18 protein-coding genes and 1 tRNA gene are annotated in these 22,282 nt (G+C 69.3%); 6 read left to right on the forward strand and 13 right to left on the reverse strand.

Going from position 1 to position 22,282, the window contains the following annotated elements; translation table 11 throughout:
- Positions 1 to 23: 23 nt before the first annotated feature.
- The 9 genes from KEC57_RS02280 to KEC57_RS02320 all read right to left on the reverse strand — a co-directional run bounded on the left by KEC57_RS02280 (position 24) and on the right by KEC57_RS02320 (position 9,542).
- A complete protein-coding gene (locus KEC57_RS02280; RefSeq protein WP_229382887.1) occupies positions 24 to 1,586 on the reverse strand; it encodes an alpha/beta hydrolase in 1,563 nt (520 codons plus the stop codon).
- Positions 1,583 to 2,773: a DNA polymerase III subunit delta' gene (locus KEC57_RS02285; RefSeq protein ID WP_229382888.1), complete on the reverse strand. Its 1,191-nt coding sequence runs from the start codon at positions 2,771 to 2,773 to the stop codon at positions 1,583 to 1,585. The genes KEC57_RS02280 and KEC57_RS02285 overlap by 4 nt, the downstream gene beginning before the upstream one ends.
- Before the next feature lie 165 nt (positions 2,774 to 2,938).
- Entirely contained in the window at positions 2,939 to 3,625 is a 687-nt protein-coding gene (gene tmk, locus KEC57_RS02290) for a dTMP kinase (RefSeq protein ID WP_229382889.1), read from the reverse strand.
- Complete coding sequence (gene topA, locus KEC57_RS02295) at positions 3,622 to 6,336, reverse strand: type I DNA topoisomerase (RefSeq protein WP_229382890.1); 2,715 nt, start codon at positions 6,334 to 6,336, stop codon at positions 3,622 to 3,624. The genes tmk and topA overlap by 4 nt, the downstream gene beginning before the upstream one ends.
- A gap of 68 nt (positions 6,337 to 6,404) precedes the next feature.
- The gene (locus tag KEC57_RS02300; RefSeq protein ID WP_229382891.1) at positions 6,405 to 6,755 is read right to left on the reverse strand and encodes an Rv3654c family TadE-like protein; all 351 of its coding nucleotides are present in this window, start codon (positions 6,753 to 6,755) and stop codon (positions 6,405 to 6,407) included.
- Positions 6,756 to 6,771: 16 nt separating this feature from the next.
- Complete coding sequence (locus KEC57_RS02305; RefSeq protein ID WP_229382892.1) at positions 6,772 to 7,107, reverse strand: TadE family type IV pilus minor pilin; 336 nt, start codon at positions 7,105 to 7,107, stop codon at positions 6,772 to 6,774.
- Complete coding sequence (locus KEC57_RS02310) at positions 7,104 to 7,283, reverse strand: DUF4244 domain-containing protein (protein ID WP_229383670.1); 180 nt, start codon at positions 7,281 to 7,283, stop codon at positions 7,104 to 7,106. The genes KEC57_RS02305 and KEC57_RS02310 overlap by 4 nt, the downstream gene beginning before the upstream one ends.
- Before the next feature lie 214 nt (positions 7,284 to 7,497).
- The gene (locus KEC57_RS02315) at positions 7,498 to 8,541 is read right to left on the reverse strand and encodes a type II secretion system F family protein (RefSeq protein WP_229382893.1); all 1,044 of its coding nucleotides are present in this window, start codon (positions 8,539 to 8,541) and stop codon (positions 7,498 to 7,500) included.
- The gene (locus KEC57_RS02320; protein WP_229383671.1) at positions 8,526 to 9,542 is read right to left on the reverse strand and encodes a TadA family conjugal transfer-associated ATPase; all 1,017 of its coding nucleotides are present in this window, start codon (positions 9,540 to 9,542) and stop codon (positions 8,526 to 8,528) included. The genes KEC57_RS02315 and KEC57_RS02320 overlap by 16 nt, the downstream gene beginning before the upstream one ends.
- A 671-nt stretch (positions 9,543 to 10,213) precedes the next feature.
- On the opposite strand from KEC57_RS02320, the gene acs reads away from it, so the two are divergent.
- Positions 10,214 to 12,211 (forward strand): acetate--CoA ligase, encoded by a 1,998-nt coding sequence (gene acs / locus KEC57_RS02325; protein ID WP_229382894.1) that lies wholly within the window; start codon positions 10,214 to 10,216, stop codon positions 12,209 to 12,211.
- Positions 12,212 to 12,270: 59 nt separating this feature from the next.
- On the opposite strand, the gene KEC57_RS02330 is transcribed toward acs, so the two are convergent.
- The gene (locus tag KEC57_RS02330; protein WP_229382895.1) at positions 12,271 to 12,738 is read right to left on the reverse strand and encodes a RidA family protein; all 468 of its coding nucleotides are present in this window, start codon (positions 12,736 to 12,738) and stop codon (positions 12,271 to 12,273) included.
- A gap of 5 nt (positions 12,739 to 12,743) precedes the next feature.
- Positions 12,744 to 12,959: a Sp36 family protein gene (sp36, locus tag KEC57_RS02335; RefSeq protein ID WP_229382896.1), complete on the reverse strand. Its 216-nt coding sequence runs from the start codon at positions 12,957 to 12,959 to the stop codon at positions 12,744 to 12,746.
- Positions 12,960 to 13,080: 121 nt separating this feature from the next.
- Here sp36 and KEC57_RS02340 point away from each other — a divergent pair, with 121 nt between their 5' ends.
- The 5 genes from KEC57_RS02340 (at position 13,081) to KEC57_RS02360 (ending at position 19,912) form a co-directional block, all read left to right on the forward strand.
- Positions 13,081 to 15,861 (forward strand): transglycosylase domain-containing protein, encoded by a 2,781-nt coding sequence (locus KEC57_RS02340; protein ID WP_229382897.1) that lies wholly within the window; start codon positions 13,081 to 13,083, stop codon positions 15,859 to 15,861.
- Positions 15,861 to 16,805 (forward strand): metallophosphoesterase, encoded by a 945-nt coding sequence (locus KEC57_RS02345; RefSeq protein WP_229382898.1) that lies wholly within the window; start codon positions 15,861 to 15,863, stop codon positions 16,803 to 16,805. The genes KEC57_RS02340 and KEC57_RS02345 overlap by 1 nt, the downstream gene beginning before the upstream one ends.
- A gap of 159 nt (positions 16,806 to 16,964) precedes the next feature.
- On the forward strand, positions 16,965 to 18,989 hold the full coding sequence (locus KEC57_RS02350; RefSeq protein WP_229382899.1) for a hypothetical protein: 2,025 nt from the start codon (positions 16,965 to 16,967) through the stop codon (positions 18,987 to 18,989).
- 18 nt (positions 18,990 to 19,007) lie between these two features.
- Positions 19,008 to 19,081, forward strand: a tRNA-Pro gene (locus KEC57_RS02355).
- A gap of 66 nt (positions 19,082 to 19,147) precedes the next feature.
- Positions 19,148 to 19,912, forward strand: coding sequence for an HAD-IIB family hydrolase (locus KEC57_RS02360; RefSeq protein ID WP_229383672.1), 765 nt, complete (start codon positions 19,148 to 19,150; stop codon positions 19,910 to 19,912).
- A 307-nt stretch (positions 19,913 to 20,219) separates the two neighbouring features.
- Here KEC57_RS02360 and KEC57_RS02365 read toward each other — a convergent pair whose 3' ends face one another.
- Both KEC57_RS02365 and KEC57_RS02370 read right to left on the reverse strand, forming a co-directional pair.
- Positions 20,220 to 21,500, reverse strand: a complete 1,281-nt coding sequence (locus KEC57_RS02365) for an alpha-hydroxy acid oxidase (RefSeq protein WP_229382900.1) — start codon at positions 21,498 to 21,500, stop codon at positions 20,220 to 20,222.
- An 18-nt stretch (positions 21,501 to 21,518) separates the two neighbouring features.
- Positions 21,519 to 22,256, reverse strand: coding sequence for a FadR/GntR family transcriptional regulator (locus KEC57_RS02370; RefSeq protein ID WP_229382901.1), 738 nt, complete (start codon positions 22,254 to 22,256; stop codon positions 21,519 to 21,521).
- Positions 22,257 to 22,282: the final 26 nt, after the last annotated feature.

Consider the following 22,282-nt stretch of genomic DNA (forward strand, 5'->3'; position numbering starts at 1 on the left):
TCCCGGGAACAGTCGAGGCGCCGCTATTCGCAGCGCAGACCGTCTTCGGGTACCGTGCCGTCGATGAGGTACGCCTCGATCGCACCGTCGACGCAGGCGTTGCCCTTGTTGTAGCCGGTGTGGCCCTCGCCGACACGCGTGACGAGCACTCCCGATGCCAACTGTTCCGCGAGCGAGACCGACCACTCGTACGGGGTCGCAGGATCGTTCGTCGTGCCGACGACGACGATCGGCGCCGCACCCTCAGCGGTGATGCGCTCACGCACGCCGGTCGCCGGGTACGCCCACACCTCGCACGGATCCGGCCCCGCCCAGTACGGCGCCACCGTCGGCGCCTCGGCGTTCAGCTTCGCCTCCGCCGCGGCCGTCTCCTCGGGCGTCGCATCGACCGGGTAGTCCATGCAGTTGTACGCACGGAACGCCTCGGTCGAGTTGTCGAGGTACTGGCCGTCCTCGCGGTTGTAGTAGAAATCCGCCAGCAGGAACGCGACCTCGGCGTCGCCGGCGAGCGCGTCGGTGAGGGCGATGGTGAGATAGCTCCAGCTGTCCTGCGAGTACAGCGCCGCGACGATCGCCGTCATCAGCGAGTCCGCGCCCAGCATCCGCCCGTCCGAGTTCGGGATCGGGTCGCGGTCGACGCTCGCCAGGAGCGTGCCGAGGTCGGCCATGGCCTCGTCGACCGTACCGCGGAACGGACATTCGTCGTCCTGAAGGCAGTCGGCCATGTAAGCGCGCAAGGCTGATTCGAATCCGACGCCCTGGGTCGTGCCGACATCGAGTCCGGGGATCGACGGATCGATCGCACCGTCGAGGACGAGCCGCCCGACATGTTCGGGGAAGAGCTTCGCGTACGTCGCCCCCAGGAACGTGCCGTACGAGTAACCAAGGTAATAGAGCTCGCTGTCGCCCAGCACTGCGCGCAGCAGGTCCATGTCTCGCGCCGCATTATCGGTCGTGATGAAGGGGAGGATGCCGTCGCTGTTCGCCTCGCACGCTTGCGCGAACGAGGCGTGCTTGGCGAGCAGCTCGTCCGTCCAGGCATCCGTTCCGCGGGTGCCGGCAGGGATGTCGAACAGGTACGAGTCCATCTCGGTCGCGTCGAAGCAGCGCACCGCAGTGGATTCGCCGACGCCCCGCGGGTCGAACCCGATCACGTCGAAGCGCTGGCGCACCGCATCGCCGACCGCGAACGAGAGCGAATCGCGGATGAGGCCGACGCCGCTGGCGCCGGGACCACCGGGGTTCGTCAGCAGAGACCCGATCGGCTCGCCGCCCTCGGCTCTGCTGCGGATCACCGAGAGTTCGATCTCTCCCGCCTCGGCGTCGGTCCAATCCAGCGGCGCCGTCACCGTCGCACAGTCGAAGCCGTCGCAGTCCGTCCACGCGAGGTCCTGCTCGTAGAACGGCAGGAACGCCGGGTCGGTGCCGTCCGTGGCGGGCGACTTGCTCGACGTAGGGCGGGGAGCGGCGTCGGGGATGGCCGCGTACAGGCAGCCGCTCAGGGCGAGAGAAGCCGCGGCGAGCACCGCGACGACGGCGCTGAGGCGACGGAATCGGCGCACGCCGACGGATCGGGAGGGGTTCACGGGATCCTTCCGCTCGCGACTGTCACGAGCATGCTCTCGAGGGCGAGGGTGGGAGCGGCGTTGAACTCGAGGTTTTCACGCGTCTCGCCGATGCGGTCGACGACGGTGAGGGTGCGCTCCGCCGTCCAGGCGGCCGCGAGGGCGCGAAGGTCGGGCTCAAGTTCGCGATTGATCAGGTCGGCGTCGCGACCGAACTGCAGCATCAGCACGTCGCGGAACATCGACTCGAGGTCGGTGAGCACGCGATCGATGCCGTCGCGGAGGCTGCGTGTCGCTCGGCGCTTCTGCTCGTCTTCGAGCGCCGACAGCTGCGATCGCACCGCGGGCGGCACTGCGGCGCCCTCGGCGATGCCGAGCGTGCGCAGCAGCGACGAGCGCTCGGCCTCGTCGCGCTCGGCCGTGAGCGCCTTCGCGTCGTCGGTGGCGGCGGCCACCATCGCCCCGGCGACCTCCACGGCGTCGCCGACCCCGCGCACACGGAGCACGGCACGCAGCATCGTGTCGCGGCGCGCGCGGGCCGCGGCATCCGTCGCCAGTCGCTGCGCCATGCCGATGTGGCGCTGCGCGTGCCGCGCGGACTGCTCGGCGACCATCGGGTCGGCGCCGGTGCGCTGCACGATCAGCCGCGCGACGTCGTCGATGTCGGGCTCTCGCAGGCGCAGCGTGCGCACGCGCGACCGAATTGTGGGCAGCAGATCCGCATCGCTCGGTGCGCACAATACCCACACGGTGCGCTCGGGCGGTTCTTCGAGCGCCTTCAGCAGCACGTTCGAGGTGCGCTCGGTCATGCGGTCGGCGTCTTCCATGACGATCACCCGATACCGGCCCAGCGACGGCGCGAAGTACGAGCGTTCGACGAGGGCCCGCGCGTCCTTGATCGAGATGATGACGCCCTCGGTGCGCAGAGCTGCGAGATCCGGATGGGTTCCGGCGAGCACCTGGCGCATGGCCTGCTCGGCCGCCGGACCGCCGGTCGGCTCGGCGATCAGCGCAGCCGCGAACGCGTAGGCGAGCGTGGAGCGGCCGGAGCCGGGCGGGCCGGTGATGAGCCACGCGTGGGTCATCGAGCCGGGATCGGATGCTGCGTCCTGGAGCGCCCTGACGGCCGCATCCTGCCCCCACACCGCACCCCACGGAACGGAGTCCACGGCGGCGTGGTCCGTCGCGGGGTGAGTCGAGGCATCCATCCCGCCCAGCCTAACCGTCGCCCCCGACTCCGCCGGGCGTCATCGTCGGCACGGCCTCGGCCACCCGTCGTGCGCGACAGAAGTTCCCACGTGCACAGGATGATCAGGGGCGACACTCACCCGTCCTCGCCGGAGCACCTGTTCTCGGCGGGGTGGGAACCGGGCTCAGCCGAGCAGCGTGGCGATGCGGTCGCGCACGACGGCGGCGAGTTCGGCGGCGGGAATCGCCGCGTCGAGCACGAGGAACCGGTCCGGCTCGGCGGCGGCGAGCGTCAGGAACTCCGCACGCACGCGCGCGTGGAAGGACTCCTTCTCGGCCTCGAGCCTGTCGAAGGGCTTGTCGTCGGCATCGAGGCGTGCCCGCGCGACCGACGGATCGAGATCGAGCAGCACCGTGAGGTCGGGAAGCAGCCCCTCAGTCGCCCACAGCGAGAGTTCCCGCACCTCGTCGCGTCCGAGCACCCGCCCGGCGCCCTGGTAGGCGACGGACGAGTCGATGTAGCGGTCCTGGATCACGACTTCGCCGCGCGCGAGCGCAGGGCGCACCACGGTCGCGATGTGGTGCGCACGGTCCGCGGCGTACAGCAGTGCCTCCGCGCGCGGAGCGACCTCGCCGCGATGGTGCAGCACGATGTCGCGGATCAGCAGCCCCACCTCGGTGCCCCCGGGCTCTCGGGTGCGCACGACCGTGCGTCCGGCATCCGTCAGCCACTCCTGGAGAAGCGCCGCCTGGGTCGTCTTGCCGACGCCGTCGCCGCCTTCGAGCGTGACGAAGAGTCCTCTGCTCGACCGCGGCTCTTCGACAGTCTCAGTGGACGGCCGCGGCGCGGGGACCGGAGAGCCGTCCGTCACTTCTTCGCCGGGGCCTTCTTCGTCGTCGTCGTGCGACGTGTCGTGGCCCGCTTCGGGGCCGGGCCCTTCGCGCGCTTGTCGGCCAGCATCTGCACGGCGATCTCGTAGGTGATGTCGTCGGGCGTCTGTCCTCGAGGGATCGTGACGTTCGTCACGCCATCGGTGACGTACGCGCCGAAGCGGCCGTCCTTGATCTTGATCGGCTTCTCGCTCACGGGGTCCGCCTCGAACTCCTTGAGCGCCGAGCTGGCACCGCGCGCGCCGTACTTGGGCTGCGCGTACACGGCGAGCGCCTCATCGAGCGTGATGTCGAAGATCTGCTGCTCGCTCTGCAACGTGCGCGAGTCGGTCCCCTTCTTCAGGTACGGACCGTAGCGACCGTTCTGCGCGGTGATCGGCGCCTCGGTCTCGGGGTCGATGCCGACCGTGCGGGGAAGATCGAGCAGCTTCAGCGCGGTGTCGAGGTCGATCGTGTCGACCGACATCGACTTGAAAAGGGATGCGGTGCGAGGCTTCGGCGCTGCTTCCTTCTTCGCTCCACGCTTCTTCGGCGCGGGTGCAGGCTCGGGCTCGACCGCCACGACTTCGCCGGTCGCCTCGTCGACCTCCTCCTCGGCGGGCGGGTCGATCTCCTGCACGTACGGGCCGAATCGGCCATCCTTCACGATGACGAGCTTGCCGTTGGCCGGGTTCTCCCCGAGCACCCGGTCGCCCGCGACCGGTGCGTCGATGAGCTCCTGCGCCTTCGCCGGCGTGAGTTCGTCGGGCGCGAGGTCTTCGGGGATGTTCACCCGGCGCGGCTCGCCCTCCGGGTTCGCGGGATCCGCGAGCTCGAGGTACGGACCGTACTTGCCGAACCGCAGGGTCGCCACGTCGCCGATCGGCGTCGAGTTCAGCGCGCGCGCATCGATCTCGCCGAGATTGTCGACGATGTTGCGCAGGCCTACGTGCTGGTCCGAGCCGAAGTAGAACTCCTGCAGCCAGTCCTGGCGCTTCTGCTCGCCGCGTGCGATCGCATCGAGGTCGTCCTCGAGAGCGGCAGTGAAGTCGTAGTCGACGAGGTCGGCGAAGTGCTGCTCGAGCAGGCGCACGACGCTGAACGCGAGCCAGGTCGGGATGAGCGCCTGGCCCCGCTTGGTGACGTAACCGCGATTGAGGATGACGTCGATGATGCTGGCGAACGTCGAGGGACGGCCGATGCCCTTCTCCTCGAGCGCCTTCACGAGGCTCGCCTCGGTGTAGCGAGGCTTGGGGCTGGTCGCATGCCCCTTGGGCTCGACGTCCTTCAGTCGCAGCACGTCGCCGACTGCGACAGCCGGCAGCGACTGGTCGTCGGACTTGTCGAAGTCGCTGCGCTTCTCGTCGCGGCCCTCCTCGTATGCCTCGAGGAATCCCTTGAACGTGTAGACCGTCCCGGAGGCGGTGAACTCGGCGTGACGCCCACCGGCATCGACCGCGAGGGTCACCGTGGTCGTCTCGTACTTCGCGTCCGACATCTGGCTCGCCATGGTGCGCTTCCAGATGAGGTCGTAGAGGCGCTGCTCGTCGCGGTCCAGTTCGCCGGAGACCGATGCCGGGGTGCGGAACGTCTCGCCCGACGGACGGATCGCCTCGTGCGCCTCCTGCGCGTTCTTGCTCTTGCTGGCGTAGGTGCGCGGGTTGAGCGGAACGGCCTTCTCGCCGTACATGGCGACCGCCTGCTCACGCGCAGCCTGCACGGCCTGCGTGCTGAGCGCGGTCGAGTCGGTGCGCATATAGGTGATGAAGCCCTTCTCGTAGAGACGCTGGGCGACGCTCATCGCGTGCTTGGCGCTCATCGAGAGCTTGCGGCCTGCTTCCTGCTGCATGGTCGAGGTGGTGAACGGAGCCTTGGGGCTGCGTGTGCCCGGCTTGGACTCGACATTCGAGACGGATGCCTCGCCCGCCGCCTCGATCGCGGCGGCGAGTTCGCGCGCCGCGGTCTCGTCGAGCACCAGCACGGCCTTCTTCAGCTCACCGCGGTCATCGAAGTCGGTGCCGCGCGCGAGCACGGCCCCGTCGACGCGGGCGAGCCGGGCGGCGAACGCGTCGGCGCCCTTCGCCGCAGTGGTCTCGATGTCCCAGTACGACGCGGAGACGAACGCCATGCGCTCGCGCTCACGGTCCACGACCATGCGGGTCGCGGCGGACTGGACACGGCCGGCGGAGGTTCCCTGCTGGACCTTGAACCAGAGCACCGGGCTGACGTCCCACCCGTACAGGCGGTCGAGAATGCGACGGGTCTCCTGCGCGTCGACGAGTGCCAGGTCGAGATCGCGCGTGTTGCCGACGGCAGCCTGGATCGCATCCTTGGTGATCTCGTGGAACACCATCCGCTTGACGGGGACCTTGGGCTTCAGCGTCTCGAGCAGGTGCCACGCGATGGCTTCGCCCTCGCGGTCCTCATCGGTGGCGAGCAGGAGTTCGTCGGCGGTCTTGAGGGCGCGCTTGAGCTCGGCGACGGTCTTCTTGCCACGATCGCTCTCGACGTAGTACGGAGCGAAGCCGTTGTCGACGTCGATCGAATACTTGCCGAATGCGGCCTTCTTGTCGGCCGGGATGTCCTTCTTGTCCGCGAGATCGCGGATGTGCCCGACCGAGCTGAGCACCTCGTAGCCGTCACCCAGGTATCCCTGGATCGACTTCATCTTCGTCGGAGACTCGACGATGACGAGCTTCTTGCCTTCTGCCAACGGGGGCGTCCTTTCTCCGACGCAAACCATACACTCCGCATCTCGGTGTGGCGGCTGTGAGTCACGTCTCAGGGTGACCGATCGGGAGGTCGGTCATGTGATGCGGGCGGCGGTCCCGCCCGGGCGGAGGTCTCGGCCGAGACCGGACCGAACCGGAGAGAGACCGTCACCGTGGCGATGAGGCCGTCGACCTCGCACCCCACGATACGGGCGCCGAAGGTCTCCGCGAGCTCACCCGCACGCTCGCAGGGAACTCCCGCGACGGCGCCCGACGCCGTATCGGCCGCGGCGAGCGCGGCGGCGTCCGCCGCTGAAGCCAGACGCTGACCCACGACGGCGGCGGACCCTGCCGCGGCGAGTCCGAGCGTCGCGAGCGCGATCCCCGCGACGAGTCCGACGGCAGCGACGGAACCGGCCATCAGCTCGTTCGCACCATCAGAGCCCGCCCGCGAGCGCGCATCCGACGGCCGTGACCCGCAGCCCCAGCACAGCGGCAGCCGACGCGGTCACGCAGACCAGATCGCCGCGAGGGGCGATGTCGACCACCGCTCCGGGAACCGCCGCTCCGACCGCGTCGTGCACGCGCTGCGACGATTCGCCGCGGGCGCTCAGCCGCGCGGCATCGGCCACCGCGTCCTGCAGTCGCACGTGCCTGGCCCCCGCGGCCAGCGCCCCGATGCCGACGGTGAGCACCAGCACCACCGCGGGGAGCGCGACCGCGAACTCGGCGACGACCGAGCCGCGCTCGTCGCCGAGTCGCCGGCCCGTCATGCCACCGTGAGAGCGCGGCGGACGAGATCGGTCAGGATGCCGCGCACCTCGTCGGAACGCATGATGACAACGAGCAATCCCGCGAAGGCGACAGCGGCCATCGTCGCGATGGCGTATTCGGCAGTTGCGGCTCCGGTGTCGTTCGCGTCGGCCAGGCTGCGGGCGATGCCACGCACCGCAGTGCGAGCGCCACGGGCGCCGGGAGCGCCGCGCCGCGGAGCGGTGTTCGACGCCGCGAACAGCCGTTCGGCACGGTGACGGGTCAGTCGCGGCAGGCTCCCCACGTGCGGGGAGGCATTGGCGGGACGGGTCGGAATCGAGATGAACATGAAGTCTCCGTTTCGGTTTCGAGAGGCGGGCACGTCGGGTGTGATGGCCTCGTGCGGCTCATCACAAAGAAAGAGGCATGGTCGACATAACGCTCAGCAGCATGGGAGCGACGCCGAGCAGCAGGAACGCGGGCAGAGTGCACACGCCGAGAGGCAGGAGCAGTCGCGATGACAGCCGCGCGGCGCGCAGCCGCCCATCGACGCGTGCCCGATGCCGCGCGTGGGCGGCGGATGCGCGGAGGAGCTCGACGGCCGGAACCCCGGCCACGCGAGACAGGGCGAGCACCTCTTCGGGGCTTCCGTACGCGCTGGCCCGCGCTCTGTCCGGGGCGCCGACCCCGGCCCTCTCGCCCGCTCCGTCGCGAGCGCCGGGTTCGGCACCGGCACCCGTGCCCGTGCGCGTGTCGCCATCGTTCCGGTCGCCGCCGGGTTCCGCACCTGATCGACTCGCATCGTCCCCGCGACCGGCCGTCGGTCGCGAGCGGCCCACGATCGCCGTCGCGCGCTCGATCGACACTCCTCCCCCGAGGGCGATCGCCAGGAGCTCGGCGTCGAGCCCAGGCACTCCGCCTTCCGCGCCCGCACGTCGCACGAGCCGCCGGGTCCAACGGTGCGCGGCGACGATGAGCGCTGCTCCCGCGACGAGACAGGCGATGCCCATCGGCTGTCCGAAGAGCACTCCGAAGGTGTCGAAGCCGAGCACGGCGCCGAGGCCGACGGCGACCAGTGGCAGCCAGGCCATCAACCTCGCCGTGCCCTCCGGCTCGGCCAGAGCCACGCGTATCTCGTCGGTCGCTTCCTGCGCGTCACGAAGGGCCGAAGCGAGCCCGCGCAGGCTCTCGGCGAGCGGAGCGCCGACAGTGGTCGCCACCCGCCATGCGGCGGCGATGTCGTGCCACGCCCCGGGTCCCGCACCGGCGATCGCATCGCTCAGCGGCATTCCGCTCTCCAGTCCGGCCACAACCCGCCTCGCGCTCGGATCGCCGGACTCGGCCAGATGCGACCAGGCACGCGCCGGCGCGACGCCCGCCTGAAGCAGCACCGCGAGCCTGAGCACGGTCTCAGCCGCGGCGGAGGCATCCGGAGCGCTCACTCGGCGGGCCAACGCACCTGCTCCATCGCGAGTCGTCCGGATGCGTCTTCGATCGGGCGGCCGAGCCCGGCGAGGCGGCGAATGCCGTCGGCACCGCGCTCCACGTGCAGCACCAGGCCGATGGCGCTCGCGACTTGTCGTGCGAGAGCGCGGTCGTCCAGACCGGCGAGCGCTCCGAGCGCTTCGAGCCGCGCGGGCACGTCGCGCAGACTGTTCGCGTGAATGGTGCCCGCGCCGCCGTCGTGGCCGGTGTTGAGGGCCGAGAGCAGCTCGCGCACCTCGTCGCCGCGGCATTCGCCCACCACGAGCCGATCGGGACGCATGCGCAGCGCCTCGCGGACGAGACGTGCCAGCCCGATCGCACCCGCGCCTTCGAGGTTGGGCTGGCGCGCTTCGAGCCGTATGTGATGAGGGTGGGTGATGCGCAGCTCTGCGACGTCTTCGATCGTGACGATCCGCTCGTGCGACGGCGCCTCGCCCAGGAGGCTTGCGAGCAGGGTGGTCTTGCCGGCGCCCGCGGCGCCGGACACCAGGATGTTGGTCCGACGAGCGATGGCGTCGCCGAGCAGACGCCTGGTGGCCGCATCGAACATCCCCGCGGTATGCAGATCGTCCAGAGTCGCATCGGCGAGACGCGGCACGCGGATGGAGATCGCCGTACCCTCGGCGGCGACCGGCGGGAGCACCGCGTGGATGCGGATGCCGCCTTCCAGCCGCACGTCCACGCACGGGGAGGCGTCGTCGATGTGACGTCCGCCGAGCCCGATCAGCGCGACGGCGAGCTCCCGCACCTCCGCTTCGGTGGCGCGCCATTCGCGCACGACCGTGCACCCGGCGCCTCGATCGATGAAGAGCCCTGCCGACCCGTTGATGAACAGGTCGGTGACCTCGGGGTCATCGAGATACGCGGCGAGTGGAGCGAGGACCGGATGCCGCTCCTCGGGAATCTGCCGCGTCGGCCGCGCAGATTCAGCCGCCGCATCGGCAGCGGCCGGGCTGCGCGGCGCCGGCATCCACGGGCTCTGCGCAGACGCGCCCTGCGGCCCGGGCCTCTTCGGCGCGCGCGGGCCCGTCGCATCCGACGGGCCCGCCGTCCCCACCGCCGAGAATGCGCCACCGGTCGCATCGACGGCGCCTCGCGCGCGACCCGTACCCGCGCCACCCGCCCCGCGCGCGTCCACCGCGCCGCGCGCCGAGACCGGCGGCCGGGCGCGGTCGGGGCCAGGCACGGTGTCGCGGGGTCGGACGACAAAGGGAACGGTCATGCATCCGACCGTAAGAGCGACGGGCGCGGGGCCTGCCGCGCCATCGCGGACCGGTGGACGATCATCGCGACGACACCGCTGTGGAGGAGCGGACCGCCGCACTCGAGAGCGTGCCACGAGAAGAAAAGGGGCGGCATCCCATGGGGGGAATGGGATGCCGCCTCGCGCGGAACCCGAATTCGGGGGGTGACGTCGGGCGCCGCAATGCCAGAATCGATGTTCGGCCGAGGGACAGCTTATGCGAGGTTTCGACACTCTCATAGCGAAAAGGAGAGGATTCTCACCGATATATCGCCCGAGTCGGAGCAGGGGTCAGCACCTACTATCGGGGGTAGTCGCCCGGGCGGGGTGCGGATACATTTCCTGGCAGACTCGCCGGTCCTCCGGCCTTCCTCTCAGCCCGCAAAGGAGCGGCTCTCATGAGCAATCAGACGCCGAACGATCAGACCCCGAGCAGCCAGATCGACCACCTTCTGACAGAGACACGACGATTCGCTCCGGCAGCCGATTTCGCCGCGAACGCCGTCGGGACGGCCGAACTCTACGATCGCGCCAAGACCGACCGCGAAGGGTTCTGGGCCGACCGGGCCCGCGACCTGCACTGGCACACGCCGTTCACCGAGGTGCTCGACTGGACGAATCCCCCGTTCGCGCAGTGGTTCGCCGACGGCGAGCTCAACGTCGCCTACAACTGCCTCGACCGTCATGTCGAGGCCGGAAACGGCGACCGTGTCGCCCTGCTGTGGGAGGGCGAGCCGGGCGATGACCGGCGCGTGACCTACGCCGAGCTCACCGACGAGGTCAAGCGCCTCGCAAACGTCCTCGAGGGCCTCGGCATCGAGGCGGGCGACCGCGTCGCGATCTACATGCCGATGATCCCCGAGGCGATCGCGGCGATGCTCGCGGTCGCGCGCATCGGCGCCATCCATTCGGTCGTGTTCGGCGGCTTCTCGGCCGACAGCCTGCGCGCCCGCCTCGACGACGGCGGCGCGAAGCTCGTGATCACGGCAGACGGCGGCTACCGCAAGGGCAAGGTCTCCCCTCTCAAGCCGGCCGTCGACCTGGCGCTTGCCGACCGCAACGGCTCGGGCGTGCAGGAGACGGTCGAGCACGTGATCGTCGTGAAGCGCGGCGGCAACGAGGTCGAGTGGCGCGAGGGCCGCGACATCTGGTGGCACGACGCCGTTCCGGCGGCATCCGGCGATCATGTGGCCAAGGCGTTCCCCGCCGAGAACCCGCTCTTCATCCTCTACACCTCGGGCACGACCGGAAAGCCGAAGGGCATCCTGCACACCTCGGGGGGCTACCTGACGCAGGCCGCGTTCACCAACAAGGTCGTCCACGACATCCACCCCGAGACGGACGTCTACTGGTGCACCGCCGACATCGGCTGGATCACCGGGCACACCTATGTCACCTATGGCCCGCTTGCCAACGGCGCCACGCAAGTGCTGTACGAGGGAACGCCGGATGCCCCGCATCCGGGCCGCTGGTGGGAGATCGTCCAGAAGTACGGCGTCACGATCCTCTACACCGCGCCCACGGCCATCCGCTCGTTCATGAAGCTCGGCCGAGCGATCCCGAAGCAGTTCGACCTGTCGTCGCTGCGCCTGCTGGGGTCGGTGGGCGAGCCCATCAACCCCGAGGCATGGATGTGGTACCGCAAGATCATCGGCGGCAAGACGGCGCCGATCGTCGACACGTGGTGGCAGACCGAGACCGGAGCCATGATGATCTCGGCACTTCCCGGGGTCACCGAGACCAAGCCCGGCTCGGCGCAGGTGCCGCTTCCGGGCATCTCGATCGACGTGGTCGACGAGGACGGCGCGCATGTCGGCAACGGCAACGGCGGCCTGCTGGTCGTCACCGATCCCTGGCCGTCGATGCTGCGCGGGATCTGGGGCGACCCGGAGCGCTTCGTCGAGACGTACTGGGAGAAGTTCCAGCAGCAGGGCTACTACTTCGCCGGCGACGGGGCGCGCCTCGACGACGACGGCGACGTGTGGCTGCTCGGGCGCGTCGACGACGTCATGAACGTGTCGGGCCACCGGCTGTCGACGACCGAGATCGAGTCGGCACTCGTGGGCAACGAGGCCGTGGCCGAAGCCGCGGTCGTGGGGGCCTCGGACGAGACCACCGGCCAGGCTGTCGTCGCCTTCGTGATCGCCAAGCAGTCCTACCTCGACGCCCACTCCCCCGACGGTCTCGCGCAGAGCCTGCGCCTGTGGGTCGGCGAGCAGATCGGCCCGATCGCCCGGCCCCGCGACGTCTACATCGTGGGCGAGCTTCCCAAGACCCGCTCGGGCAAGATCATGCGCCGGCTCCTGCGCGACGTGGCGGAGGGTCGCGAGGTGGGCGACACCACCACGCTCGCCGACACGGCCGTGATGAGCGTGATCTCGGCGCAGGTCAAGTAGCGCAACGACAGAGCGGATGCCGTGGCTCGGCGCCACGGCATCCGCTCTGTCGATTCCGCTCAGGCGTACGAGAAGACGACCTCGACCTCGACGGGCGAGTCCAGCGGCAGCACCGGCACGCCCACCGCCGAGCGCGCGTGTCTGCCCCCCTCGCCGAAGATCTCGCCGAGCACCTCGCTGGCGCCGTTGATCACGCCGGGCTGACCGGTGAACTCGGGAACGGATGCCACGAAGCCGGTGACCTTGAGCACGCCCGTGAGCCGGTCGGCGCCGCCCACGACAGCCGCGGCGGCGGCGATCGCGTTCAGCGCGCTTTGGCGGGCATAGCCTTTCGCGTCCGACGCGGGTACGAGCCCGTGGCCGTCGCCGACCTTGCCGGTCGCCGGCAGCGCACCGGCGATCATCGGCAGCTGGCCGGAGGTGTAGACGAGGTCTCCGTGCGCCTTGGCGGGCACGTACGCCGCCACGGGGGGAACGACGTCGGGAAGAAGGATGCCGAGCTCGGCGAGTCGTGCTGTCACGGTCATCCGGATCACGCCCCCTCGAACTGCTGCGCGGCCTGAGCCGCGGCATCCAGTCCCGCATTGGCCTGACCACCGCCGGACGGGCGCTTGAGGTACGCGACCAGCCCGCCCTCGGGGCCGGGAACGACCTGCACCAACTCCCAGCCCTGCTTGCCCCAGTTGTTGAGGATAGCGGCGGTGTTGTGGATCAGAAGGGGCGTGGTGAGGTACTCCCACGTCGTCATCGCGACTCCTTGGAATGGCTCGGTTCAGCGAGCGGATAGGGGCTGTTGGATGCTGGGAAACACCTCAGCGGGCGCACGTCCGTCAGGGAATCGCCCAGGTATCTCCCCTACGATCAAGCCTATGCCTGATACCAAACGCACGGCCAGCGGCGTGCTCGGCGGTCTCGCCGGCCTCGTGGGCCTCAGCGCAGTCGCCGGCGTCCTCATCGCTGCGACGGTCACTCCCGCAGTCGCCCTCACGGGCACCGCTGCAGAGCGTGCGATCACCATGTTCGACAATCTGCCGAGCGTGCTCGAGATCGACAAGCTCATGCTTCCGAGCAACTTCTATGCGACGGATGCCGCCACCGGCGAATCCACGCTGATGACGAAGTTCCTCGAACAGGATCGCACCCCGGTCACGTTCGAGCAGATCGCACCCGTCATGTACGACTCGATCCTCTCGAGCGAGGACCCCCGCTACTACCAGCACGGCGGGGTCGACCTCATCGGCACCACTCGCGCGGTGCTCTCCAACGCGCAGGGCGGGGGCGAGACGCAGGGCGGTTCGACGATCAGCCAGCAGTACGTCAAGAACGTGCTCATCCAGAAGTGCGAGCAGAACGCCGAGGCCGAGCCCAAAGTCGATGACGATGGCGAGCCGGTCCTGGACAAGAACGGAGAGCCCGAGGTCATCAGCCGCGAACAGGCCCTGTTGAACTGCTGGAGCGACGCCACCACCGCAGACGGAAGCGATGGCTACACCCGCAAGCTGCAGGAGATGCGCTACGCGATCGCGCTCGAGCAGAAGTACTCCAAGAACGACATCCTGCTCGGCTACCTGAACATCGCCAACTTCGGCGGCGTCACCTACGGGATCGAAGCGGCCGCACGTCACTACTTCAGCACCAGTGCCTCCCAGCTCACCATCGCGCAAGCGGCGGCTCTCGCCGGCATGGTGCAGAATCCGAACCGATACCGTATCGACAAGCCTGAAGGCTCGATCGTCGGTGCCGAGGACGTCCTCTTCAACAAGGCCGCAGACGGTGTGATCGACGAGGGCGCCAACATCGGGGTGCTCGACAGCCTTCTCGAATCCGGCGAGATCACGCCCGAGCAGCACCTTGCGGCGGCCGACGCCTACACGTCGACGAAGGTTCGTCAGCTGTACGTGCTCAGCCGCCTGCTCGACGACGGCAAGATCACGCGCGAACAGTACATCGAGGCCGCGGTCTGGCCGATCTCCCCCGCGGTCACCGAGCCGACGACCGGCTGCAAAGCGGCCGGCGGAGCGGCGTACTTCTGCCAGTACGTCAAGTACGTGATCCTCAAAGACCCGGCGTTCGGAGAGACGGCGGAGGACCGACAGGATCTGCTCAATCGCGGCGGCCTCAACGTCTATACGACGCTCGACTCGCGCGTCCAGGGTGCGGCCGAGGCCGCGATGACGCAGTACGCACCCAGCGCCATCGATATGCGGCAGGGATCGACCGTCCCCTCCGTCGGCGTTTTCGGCTCGACCACCGTGAGCATCGAGGCGACGACTGGCAGGATCCTCGCGATGGCGCAGAACACCCAATTCAATGAGGATGCTTCCGCGGCGGGCACGGCGGGCGTCTCCGCGCAGGTGTACGCCGGCGACAGCGAATTCGGCAACTCGATCGGATTCAGCGCCGGCTCGACCTTCAAGCTGTTCACGCTGATCGATTGGCTCGAGAAGGGCAAGTCCGTCAACGAGACCCTCAACGGCACGTTGCGCATCTTCAAGAAGCTGACTGTGTGCGGCGAAACGTGGACCAATAACGCCACCAAACCGACCGGCAACTTCGGCGGCGACCGCGGACGTGTAGGCACGCCCATGCAGTTCACCGCGTCGTCGCTCAACACGGGCTACTTCGCGATGGCGGAGAAACTCGACCTGTGCGATATCGCCAACGTCGCCACCAAGATGGGCGTCACCCAGGGCAACGGTGATCCCATCAAGATGGATAGCTTGAACACTGTTATCGGCACGGCTTCCGTTTCACCGCTCGCGATGGCCGGGGCCTATGCGACCGTCGCCAACAACGGCACGTACTGCCAGCCGCAGGTCATCGACCGGGTGACCGACGCAGACGGCAACGAACTCGCGAAACCCGAGCGCACGTGCAGCCAGGTCATCGAGCCGAAGGTCGCCGCGACCGCCGCGTACGCCCTGCAGGGCGTCATGAACGGCGGCACCGGCCGACAGGGCAACCCCTACGACGGCACTCCCCTCATTGGCAAGACCGGCACGCACGAAGAGATCCAGTCCTGGCTCATCGAGTCGAGCACGAAGGTCGCGACCGCCACGTGGGCTGGCAATGTCCAGGGCGGCGGCGACATCTTCAAGACCTACGCCAATGGAAGTCCTCTCTCCAACATTCGCTACAACATCACCAAGGCCGTGCAGGGCGCCGCGAACGCGGCGTACGGCGGCGATGCCTTCGCCGGTCCGGATACCGAGCTGACCAAACAGGTACTCACCGACCTCCCCAGCGTCATCGGGCTCTCTCCCGCCGACGCGCAGGCGAAGCTCGAAGCCGCCGGATTCACCGTGACTGTCGGCGACGCGGTGGACTCCGACCTCGGAGGCGGCGTGATCGCGGCCCAGAACCCGGCCGCAGGCAAGGTCGCGGGCGGCACGTCCGTGACGATCAATCCGAGCAACGGGCAGGCGGTGGCGGTTCCGAACGTCGCTGGAGCCTCGCTCGACGATGCCAAGAAGGCGCTGCGCAGCGCCGGTTTCGGAAACATCGCCGAGGGGACCTGTACGACCGACGCCTCTGCCGCGCAGCCACGGACGACCGGAACGAATCCTGCAGCAGGCACCGTGGTGAACCGCAACGCGGCGATCAGCGTCGACTACGCCTCTGCGAACTGCCGCGGCGGCGGTAACGGCTAGTGTCCTCAGGAGCATCGCGCGGCGCACGAACCGCTCTCACCGCGTTCGGCGTGGTGGGCGCGGTCGGTGCCGCGGCCGCGATCTGGGGCATCGGCATCGAGCGGTACCTGTTCACGGTGCGCTTCCACGAGGTGCCCGTGCTTCCGCATGGATCGGCACCGATCCGTGTGCTGCATCTGTCGGACGCGCACATGGCGCCGTGGCAGCATCGCAAGCAGGAGTGGATCTCGGCCCTCGCCGAGCTGCAGCCCGATCTGGTGGTCAACACCGGCGACAACATGGGTCACCGCGACGGCCTCCGCGGCCTGCGCGCCGCATTCGATTCGTTCCGGGGCATCCCGGGCGTGTTCGTGCACGGATCGAACGACCATGCCGAGCCCTCGCCGCGCAACCCGCTCAGATACTTCTCCGGCCCGTCGAGGGTGAAGCACACGACCGAGCCGCTCGACACGCAGGCGCTCGACGACTACTTCACCGATGAGCTCGGCTGGCTCGACCTGAACAATGCGGTCGGCTCGCTCGACGTCGACGGCCTGCGCATCGACACGTTCGGCGTGAGCGACGCCCATCGAGAGTGGGACAGGCTCGAGGTGCTCCCGGGATTGCTCGAGAACCTCCGCGCCGACGTCGCGCCGGCGGCGCTCTCGCTCGGCGTCACGCACGCCCCCTATCGGCGCGTCCTCGATGAATTCACCGACCTCGGTGCCGATGTGATCCTCGGCGGGCATACGCACGGCGGCCAGGTACGGGTTCCGGGGATCGGTGCACTCGTCGCCAACTGCGACATCCCGCTCGATCAGGCTCGTGGGCTCAGCACGTGGACGCACGAGGAGCGCACCGTGCCGCTCAACGTCAGCGCCGGGCTCGGCCACTCGATCTACGCCCCCGTGCGCTTCGCCTGCCGCCCCGAGGCGTCGCTGCTCACCCTGGTCCCGCACGCCTGAGCGCCTGCGGCGCGTCCGTGCGCCGCTGCTCATCGCCCGTGTAAGCGGACTCCGTGAAGGGTTCGCGCTGGTTCCTCCCCAGCGGTGCCCGGCGTTGCGGCATCCACAGATCGGCAACACCCCCGCTGGGTGAGGCCCCGCTCGGGCGAGGCTCGGTCCATGCCGAACACACCCGTGCCCGACCGTCGATCGTGGCAGCCGCCCAGCCATACTCTCCTCGTCACGCGCGTGCGCAGCGGGCACGCGCTGTCGCCCCGCATGCGGATCCTCGCTCTCCTCATCGCGATCGCACTCAGCTTCATTCCTGCGCCCCCGGCGGATGCCGCCACACGAGGTACGGGCTTCGGCACCTGGGCGCCGATCTCGGCCTATGGCTGGCACGGGTCGATGATCGTCGACGGCGTGCACACGTACTGCATCACCCCCGGTGCCCCCGCACCGACGGGGCAGAGCATCGACCACGGCGTGAGCGGATCCGTCGCCGGCCTGTCGCCGCAGCAGCTGACCGCCATCAACATGCTGGTCACCGAATACGGCCAGACCGACGACCCCGTGCAGGCGGCCGCGGTCGGATGGGCCGTCAAGGCGATCGCGAATCGGCAGGAGACCCTCCACGCATTCGGGTACCGCGGCGACTCGCTCGCCGGCGCGATCAACTGGACGTTCTCGGCACTCGCGCCCGAGCACAACCGCGCCGTGCAGCAGCTCGCGGAGACGTACTACGAGGAGGCGACGAAGCTCCCCGCAGGCGTGGAGTCGGCGAGCGGGTCGCTCGTGTTCACGACGGACCCCGAGGACCATCGCGGGGGAAGCGTGCGCGTCGACGCCACCACCGCGGCAGCAACAGGGTCCCTCGCCCTGACGAATGCCGTCTTCGCCGACACCGGAGCGAACACGCGGAGCGACGCCACCCCCGGAATCGCGTACGCGATCCGCACCCAGCCGCCGGGCGAGGGTGCGAGCTACGCCGTGAGGGGCACCGGGCGGTTCTCGACAGGCCACGCAGCCGCAGTGCGCCACTACACGACGCCCGGGGGTCAAGACACCGCGGGGCCTGCGGGGCCCGTCTCGTTCGATGTCACCGGCGCCGACACGCGTGTGCCACCGTTCGCGCCGGCGATCACGACAGAAGTCGCGTCGCGGTACGCGGCCGGCGGCACCTTTCTCGACACGGTGTCGTTCAGCTCCTCCACCGGCGAGTGGCCGCGCGACGCCGACGGCGTCCCGCTCTCGCTCACGGCGCGGGCAGCGGTGTACCGCACGAACGCGGAGCCCGTGGCGGGATCACCTCTCCCGGCCGACGCGGTGCTCGTCGGCGGTCTTTCTCTCACGACGGACGCCGCAGCCGGATCACACCGAGTGGCGTCGGAGTGGACCATGGACGGCCCCGGCTTCTACACCGCGGTATGGACGATCCGCCGCGACGAGCAGGCCGGCGCGATGCAAGAACGACTGATCGCCGACTACACGTGGGTCGAACGGTTCGGCGAGCCCGGGCAGATCATGATGGTGCCCGACATCTCGACCCGGGCGACATCCGCCGTCCCGGCGGGCGAGCCGTTCAGCGACGCGATCATCGTGGGAGCGCCGTTGCCTGCCATGGGTCTGCGCGTCGCATCATCGGTGTATCGCGGCGCAGACGGCGTCGCTCCGGCCGACGCCTGCGTCCCGGATCGGCTGGTGTGGATGAGCGACTGGGTGGCGGTGTCCGAGCCCGGCGAGTACGTCGTGACCGCTCCCCCGGTGGCAGAAGCCGGCACCTACTACTGGCAGGAGCAGGCGGTCGATGCCGCAGGTGAGCTGGTGCATCGCGGCGCCTGCGGTGTGGCGAACGAGACGACGACGGTGAACCCGCCGCCGGCCGCGGAGACACCACCTGCGGAGGCTCCTCCCACCGAGACGCCGCCACGCGCGGCACCGCCCGACGAAGCACCGCTCGCGGCGGCTCCTCCGGCTGAGGCAGAGCCCGCCACAGGCGTCACAGCCGGGGAGTCCGCGCCCGCGACATCCCTGGCGGCGACAGGTCAGCCAGAGCAGGCGCTGAGATCCGCGATCGGGCTCGCGATCGCCCTGATCACCGTCGGCGGCACACTGCTGGCGGGAACCCGCGCTCGACTCGGTCACAGGGCCGGAGCGACCGCTGCAGGTCGACGCCGGTTCGGACCACGGCTCGGGATCAGGTAGACTCGCAGGGTTGCAAAGCGGGGTGTGGCGCAGCTTGGTAGCGCGCGTCGTTCGGGACGACGAGGCCGCAGGTTCAAATCCTGTCACCCCGACAGCAGAGAGGCTCCACCGCCAGGTGGGGCCTTTCGCGTGAAAGGACGGATTCCGTGACCGCCAGCATGCCGCCCCGCCTCGTCGCCTTCGACCTCGATGACACGCTCGCTCCTTCCAAGAGCGCGATCGACCCCCGCATCGGCGCCCTCCTGATCGCTCTCGCCGAGCACGTCGAGGTCGCGATCATCTCCGGCGGCCAGCTCGCCCAGTTCACGGCGCAGGTCGTCGATCTGCTGCCGGATGCCTCGGCCGAAGTTCGCGCGCGCATGCACCTGCTTCCGACGTGCGGCACGCAGTACTACCGCCTCTCGCCCGACGGCATCGTCACCGTGTACGCGCGGTCGCTGACCGACGACCAGAAGACCCGCGCTCTGAATGCCGTCGAGGGCGAGGCACGTCGTCTGGGCCTCTGGGAGGCCGAAACCTGGGGCGACATCCTCGAGGACCGCGGCTCGCAGATCACTTTCTCGGCCCTCGGCCAGCGCGCGCCGGTCGATGCGAAGAGCGCATGGGATCCCTCCGGTGCGAAGAAGAACTCGCTGCGCGCCGCGGTCGCAGGCCTCCTCCCCGATCTCGAGGTGCGCTCCGGCGGCTCGACATCGGTCGACATCACCGAGCGCGGGATCGACAAGGCCTACGGCATGCGCAAGCTCGCCGAGCAGACGGGCATCCCGCTCGACGACATGCTGTTCGTCGGCGACCGCCTCGATCCCGACGGCAACGACTACCCTGTGCTCGCCATGGGCGTCTCCTGCCACGCGGTCGGAGGCTGGGAAGACACCGTCGCATATCTCGAGGCCCTCATCCCCACGCTTCCCGCGCGCGTCTGACGCCTCGGAGACGCAGAACGTGTGAAGCCCCGCCCTTTCGGCGGGGCTTCACCTTTACGTCTCGCGTGATGTGGCGACGCGATACTTCGCGTTCGCAACTCGCCTCGGCGCCGAAAACGACGGCGGGCCCGCACATCGGCCGAGCCTGTCGCCGCCACGCAACACTCGCCGCGCGACGCGCGACACACACGGACGTGGGGACAGACACGCTGCCCGCCTAGCATCCGACTCCAAGGGTCGAGAACGCTCCCGCACAGCATCCGCCGTCCGACGTGTCCGGCGCCATCCTCGCCGTTGTGGGCCGCGGTCAGCTCTTCGCGGCGACCGGCCGCGGTCGCGACGCACGAGCGGCCGGCGCGGCGACCGGCACGAGTCTCTGCAGCTGCGTGACGTGCTTCGGCTCGAGTTCGGCGAGTGTCGAGACGCCGAGCAGCTTCATGGTGCGTTCGATCTCGCTGCGGAGGATCTCGATGGTGCGGTCGACGCCCTGGCGTCCGCCTGCCATCAGGCCGTAGAGGTAGGCGCGCCCGATGAGTGTGAACTTGGCGCCCAGCGCGATGGCGGCCACGATGTCGGCGCCGTTCATGATGCCCGTGTCGATCATGACCGTCGCATCCTTGCCGACCTCGCGAACGACGTGCGGAAGGAGGTGGAACGGGATGGGCGCGCGGTCCAGCTGACGTCCGCCGTGGTTGGACAGGATGATGCCGTCGACGCCCGCATCGATCAGGCGCTTGGAGTCCTCGACGTTCTGGACGCCCTTCACGACGATCTTTCCCGGCCAGATGTCGCGGATCACGGCGAGATCGTCGAAGCCGATGGTCGGATCCATCGCCGAGTTGAGCAGCTCGCCCACGGTGCCACCAGTGGTCGACAGCGACGCGAACTCGAGCTTGGGGGTCGTCAGGAAGTCGTACCACCACCACGGCCTGGGGATCGCGTTGACGATGGTTCCGAGGGTCAGCTGAGGCGGGATCGAGAAGCCGTTGCGCTTGTCGCGTAGGCGCGCACCGGCGACCGGGGTGTCGACGGTGAACTGGAGGGTGTCGAATCCGGCAGCGGCAGCTCGGCGAGCCAGCGCATACGAGATCTCGCGGTCGCGCATGACGTACAGCTGAAACCAGTTGCGCCCGTTCGGGTTCGCCTTCTTCACATCCTCGATCGATGTCGTTCCCAGCGTCGAGAGAGTGAACGGGATGCCGGCGGCACCGGCCGCGGACGCTCCGGCGATCTCGCCCTCGGTCTGCATCAGACGGGTGAACCCGGTCGGGGCGATGCCGAACGGCAGCGCCGATGGTCCGCCGAGGATCTCGGTCGACATGTCGACGTTCTCGGCCGGACGAAGGATGCCGGGGTGGAACTCGATGTCCTCGAACGCCTGTCGCGCCCGCGAGAGCGACAGCTCGCCCTCGGCCGCACCGTCGGTGTAGTCGAAGGCCGCTTTAGGGGTTCGGCGCTTGGCGATCGTTCGCAGGTCGGCGATGGTGAGGGCACCGTCGAGGCGACGCTTGCGCCCATCGAGTTCGGGCTTCTTGAACTGCATGAGTTCGAGCAGCTCGGCAGGACGCGGAAGTTGGCGGTTGACCATGAGAGGTGCCTTTCGGATTCAGTGCGGAGGCGTGCGGGCCAGGCCCGCCTGGGCGTAATAGCCGGCGATGTGCTCGTGCACGAGCATGCGGGCACCGGCGGCATCGCCGGCATCGACGGCCTCGAGGATCGCGCGGTGCTCGTGACGGAGACGCGACGCCGCGGCATCCCAGTCCGTGATTCGGGCGGCTCCCGCCTGCACATACGACTCGATCGCGGTGCGCAGGCCCGCCATCATGGCCGAGATGACCACGTTGCCGGACGCCTCGGCGAGCGACGCGTGCCACTGCGCGTCCAGAGCGAGGAACTCCGCCGTGGTGAGGTCGGCAGCATCCATCGCATCGAGAATCGCCTGTGCCTCGCCCGTGGCGCGCTCCGGGTCCGCGGCAAGCGCCTCGACCACCGCGGATTCGAGCACGACGCGGGTGCGCACGACGTCGTCGAGCGGAAAGCCCTGTGCCGCGACCTGCAGCCGGAGCAGAGCCGACATGCCGCCTTGCGGAGTGGCGATGATGATCGCGCCGGATGTCGGGCCTGAGCCGGTTCCGGTGCGGATGAGTCCCATCACCTCGAGCACGCGAAGCGCCTCGCGCACGCTCGAGCGGCCGACGCCGAGGGTCGTGGAGAGTTCGCGTTCGGGCGGCAGCCGGTCGCCGGGCTGGAGCGTGCCGTCGAGCAGGTCGGTCTCGATCTTCTCGAGAACGACACGCCAGGCGCGCGCGGACGATGCTGTCGGCGCTGCGGGAGATGCGACCACGGGTCTCCTCGTCGATTGTGGTCTGA

Source organism: Microbacterium allomyrinae, from assembly GCF_020682705.1.
Lineage (GTDB): Bacteria > Actinomycetota > Actinomycetes > Actinomycetales > Microbacteriaceae > Microbacterium > Microbacterium allomyrinae.

Coding starts and splice junctions, on each gene's coding strand:
- KEC57_RS02340 (WP_229382897.1), top strand. CDS start 13,081: ATGCCTGATACCAAACGCACGGCCAGCGGCGTGCTCGGCGGTCTCGCC.
- KEC57_RS02350 (WP_229382899.1), top strand. CDS start 16,965: ATGCCGAACACACCCGTGCCCGACCGTCGATCGTGGCAGCCGCCCAGC.
- acs (WP_229382894.1), top strand. CDS start 10,214: ATGAGCAATCAGACGCCGAACGATCAGACCCCGAGCAGCCAGATCGAC.
- KEC57_RS02305 (WP_229382892.1), bottom strand. CDS start 7,107: ATGACGGGCCGGCGACTCGGCGACGAGCGCGGCTCGGTCGTCGCCGAG.
- KEC57_RS02300 (WP_229382891.1), bottom strand. CDS start 6,755: ATGGCCGGTTCCGTCGCTGCCGTCGGACTCGTCGCGGGGATCGCGCTC.
- KEC57_RS02285 (WP_229382888.1), bottom strand. CDS start 2,773: ATGGATGCCTCGACTCACCCCGCGACGGACCACGCCGCCGTGGACTCC.
- KEC57_RS02330 (WP_229382895.1), bottom strand. CDS start 12,738: ATGACCGTGACAGCACGACTCGCCGAGCTCGGCATCCTTCTTCCCGAC.
- KEC57_RS02360 (WP_229383672.1), top strand. CDS start 19,148: ATGCCGCCCCGCCTCGTCGCCTTCGACCTCGATGACACGCTCGCTCCT.
- sp36 (WP_229382896.1), bottom strand. CDS start 12,959: ATGACGACGTGGGAGTACCTCACCACGCCCCTTCTGATCCACAACACC.
- KEC57_RS02320 (WP_229383671.1), bottom strand. CDS start 9,542: ATGCCGGCGCCGCGCAGCCCGGCCGCTGCCGATGCGGCGGCTGAATCT.
- KEC57_RS02365 (WP_229382900.1), bottom strand. CDS start 21,500: ATGGTCAACCGCCAACTTCCGCGTCCTGCCGAGCTGCTCGAACTCATG.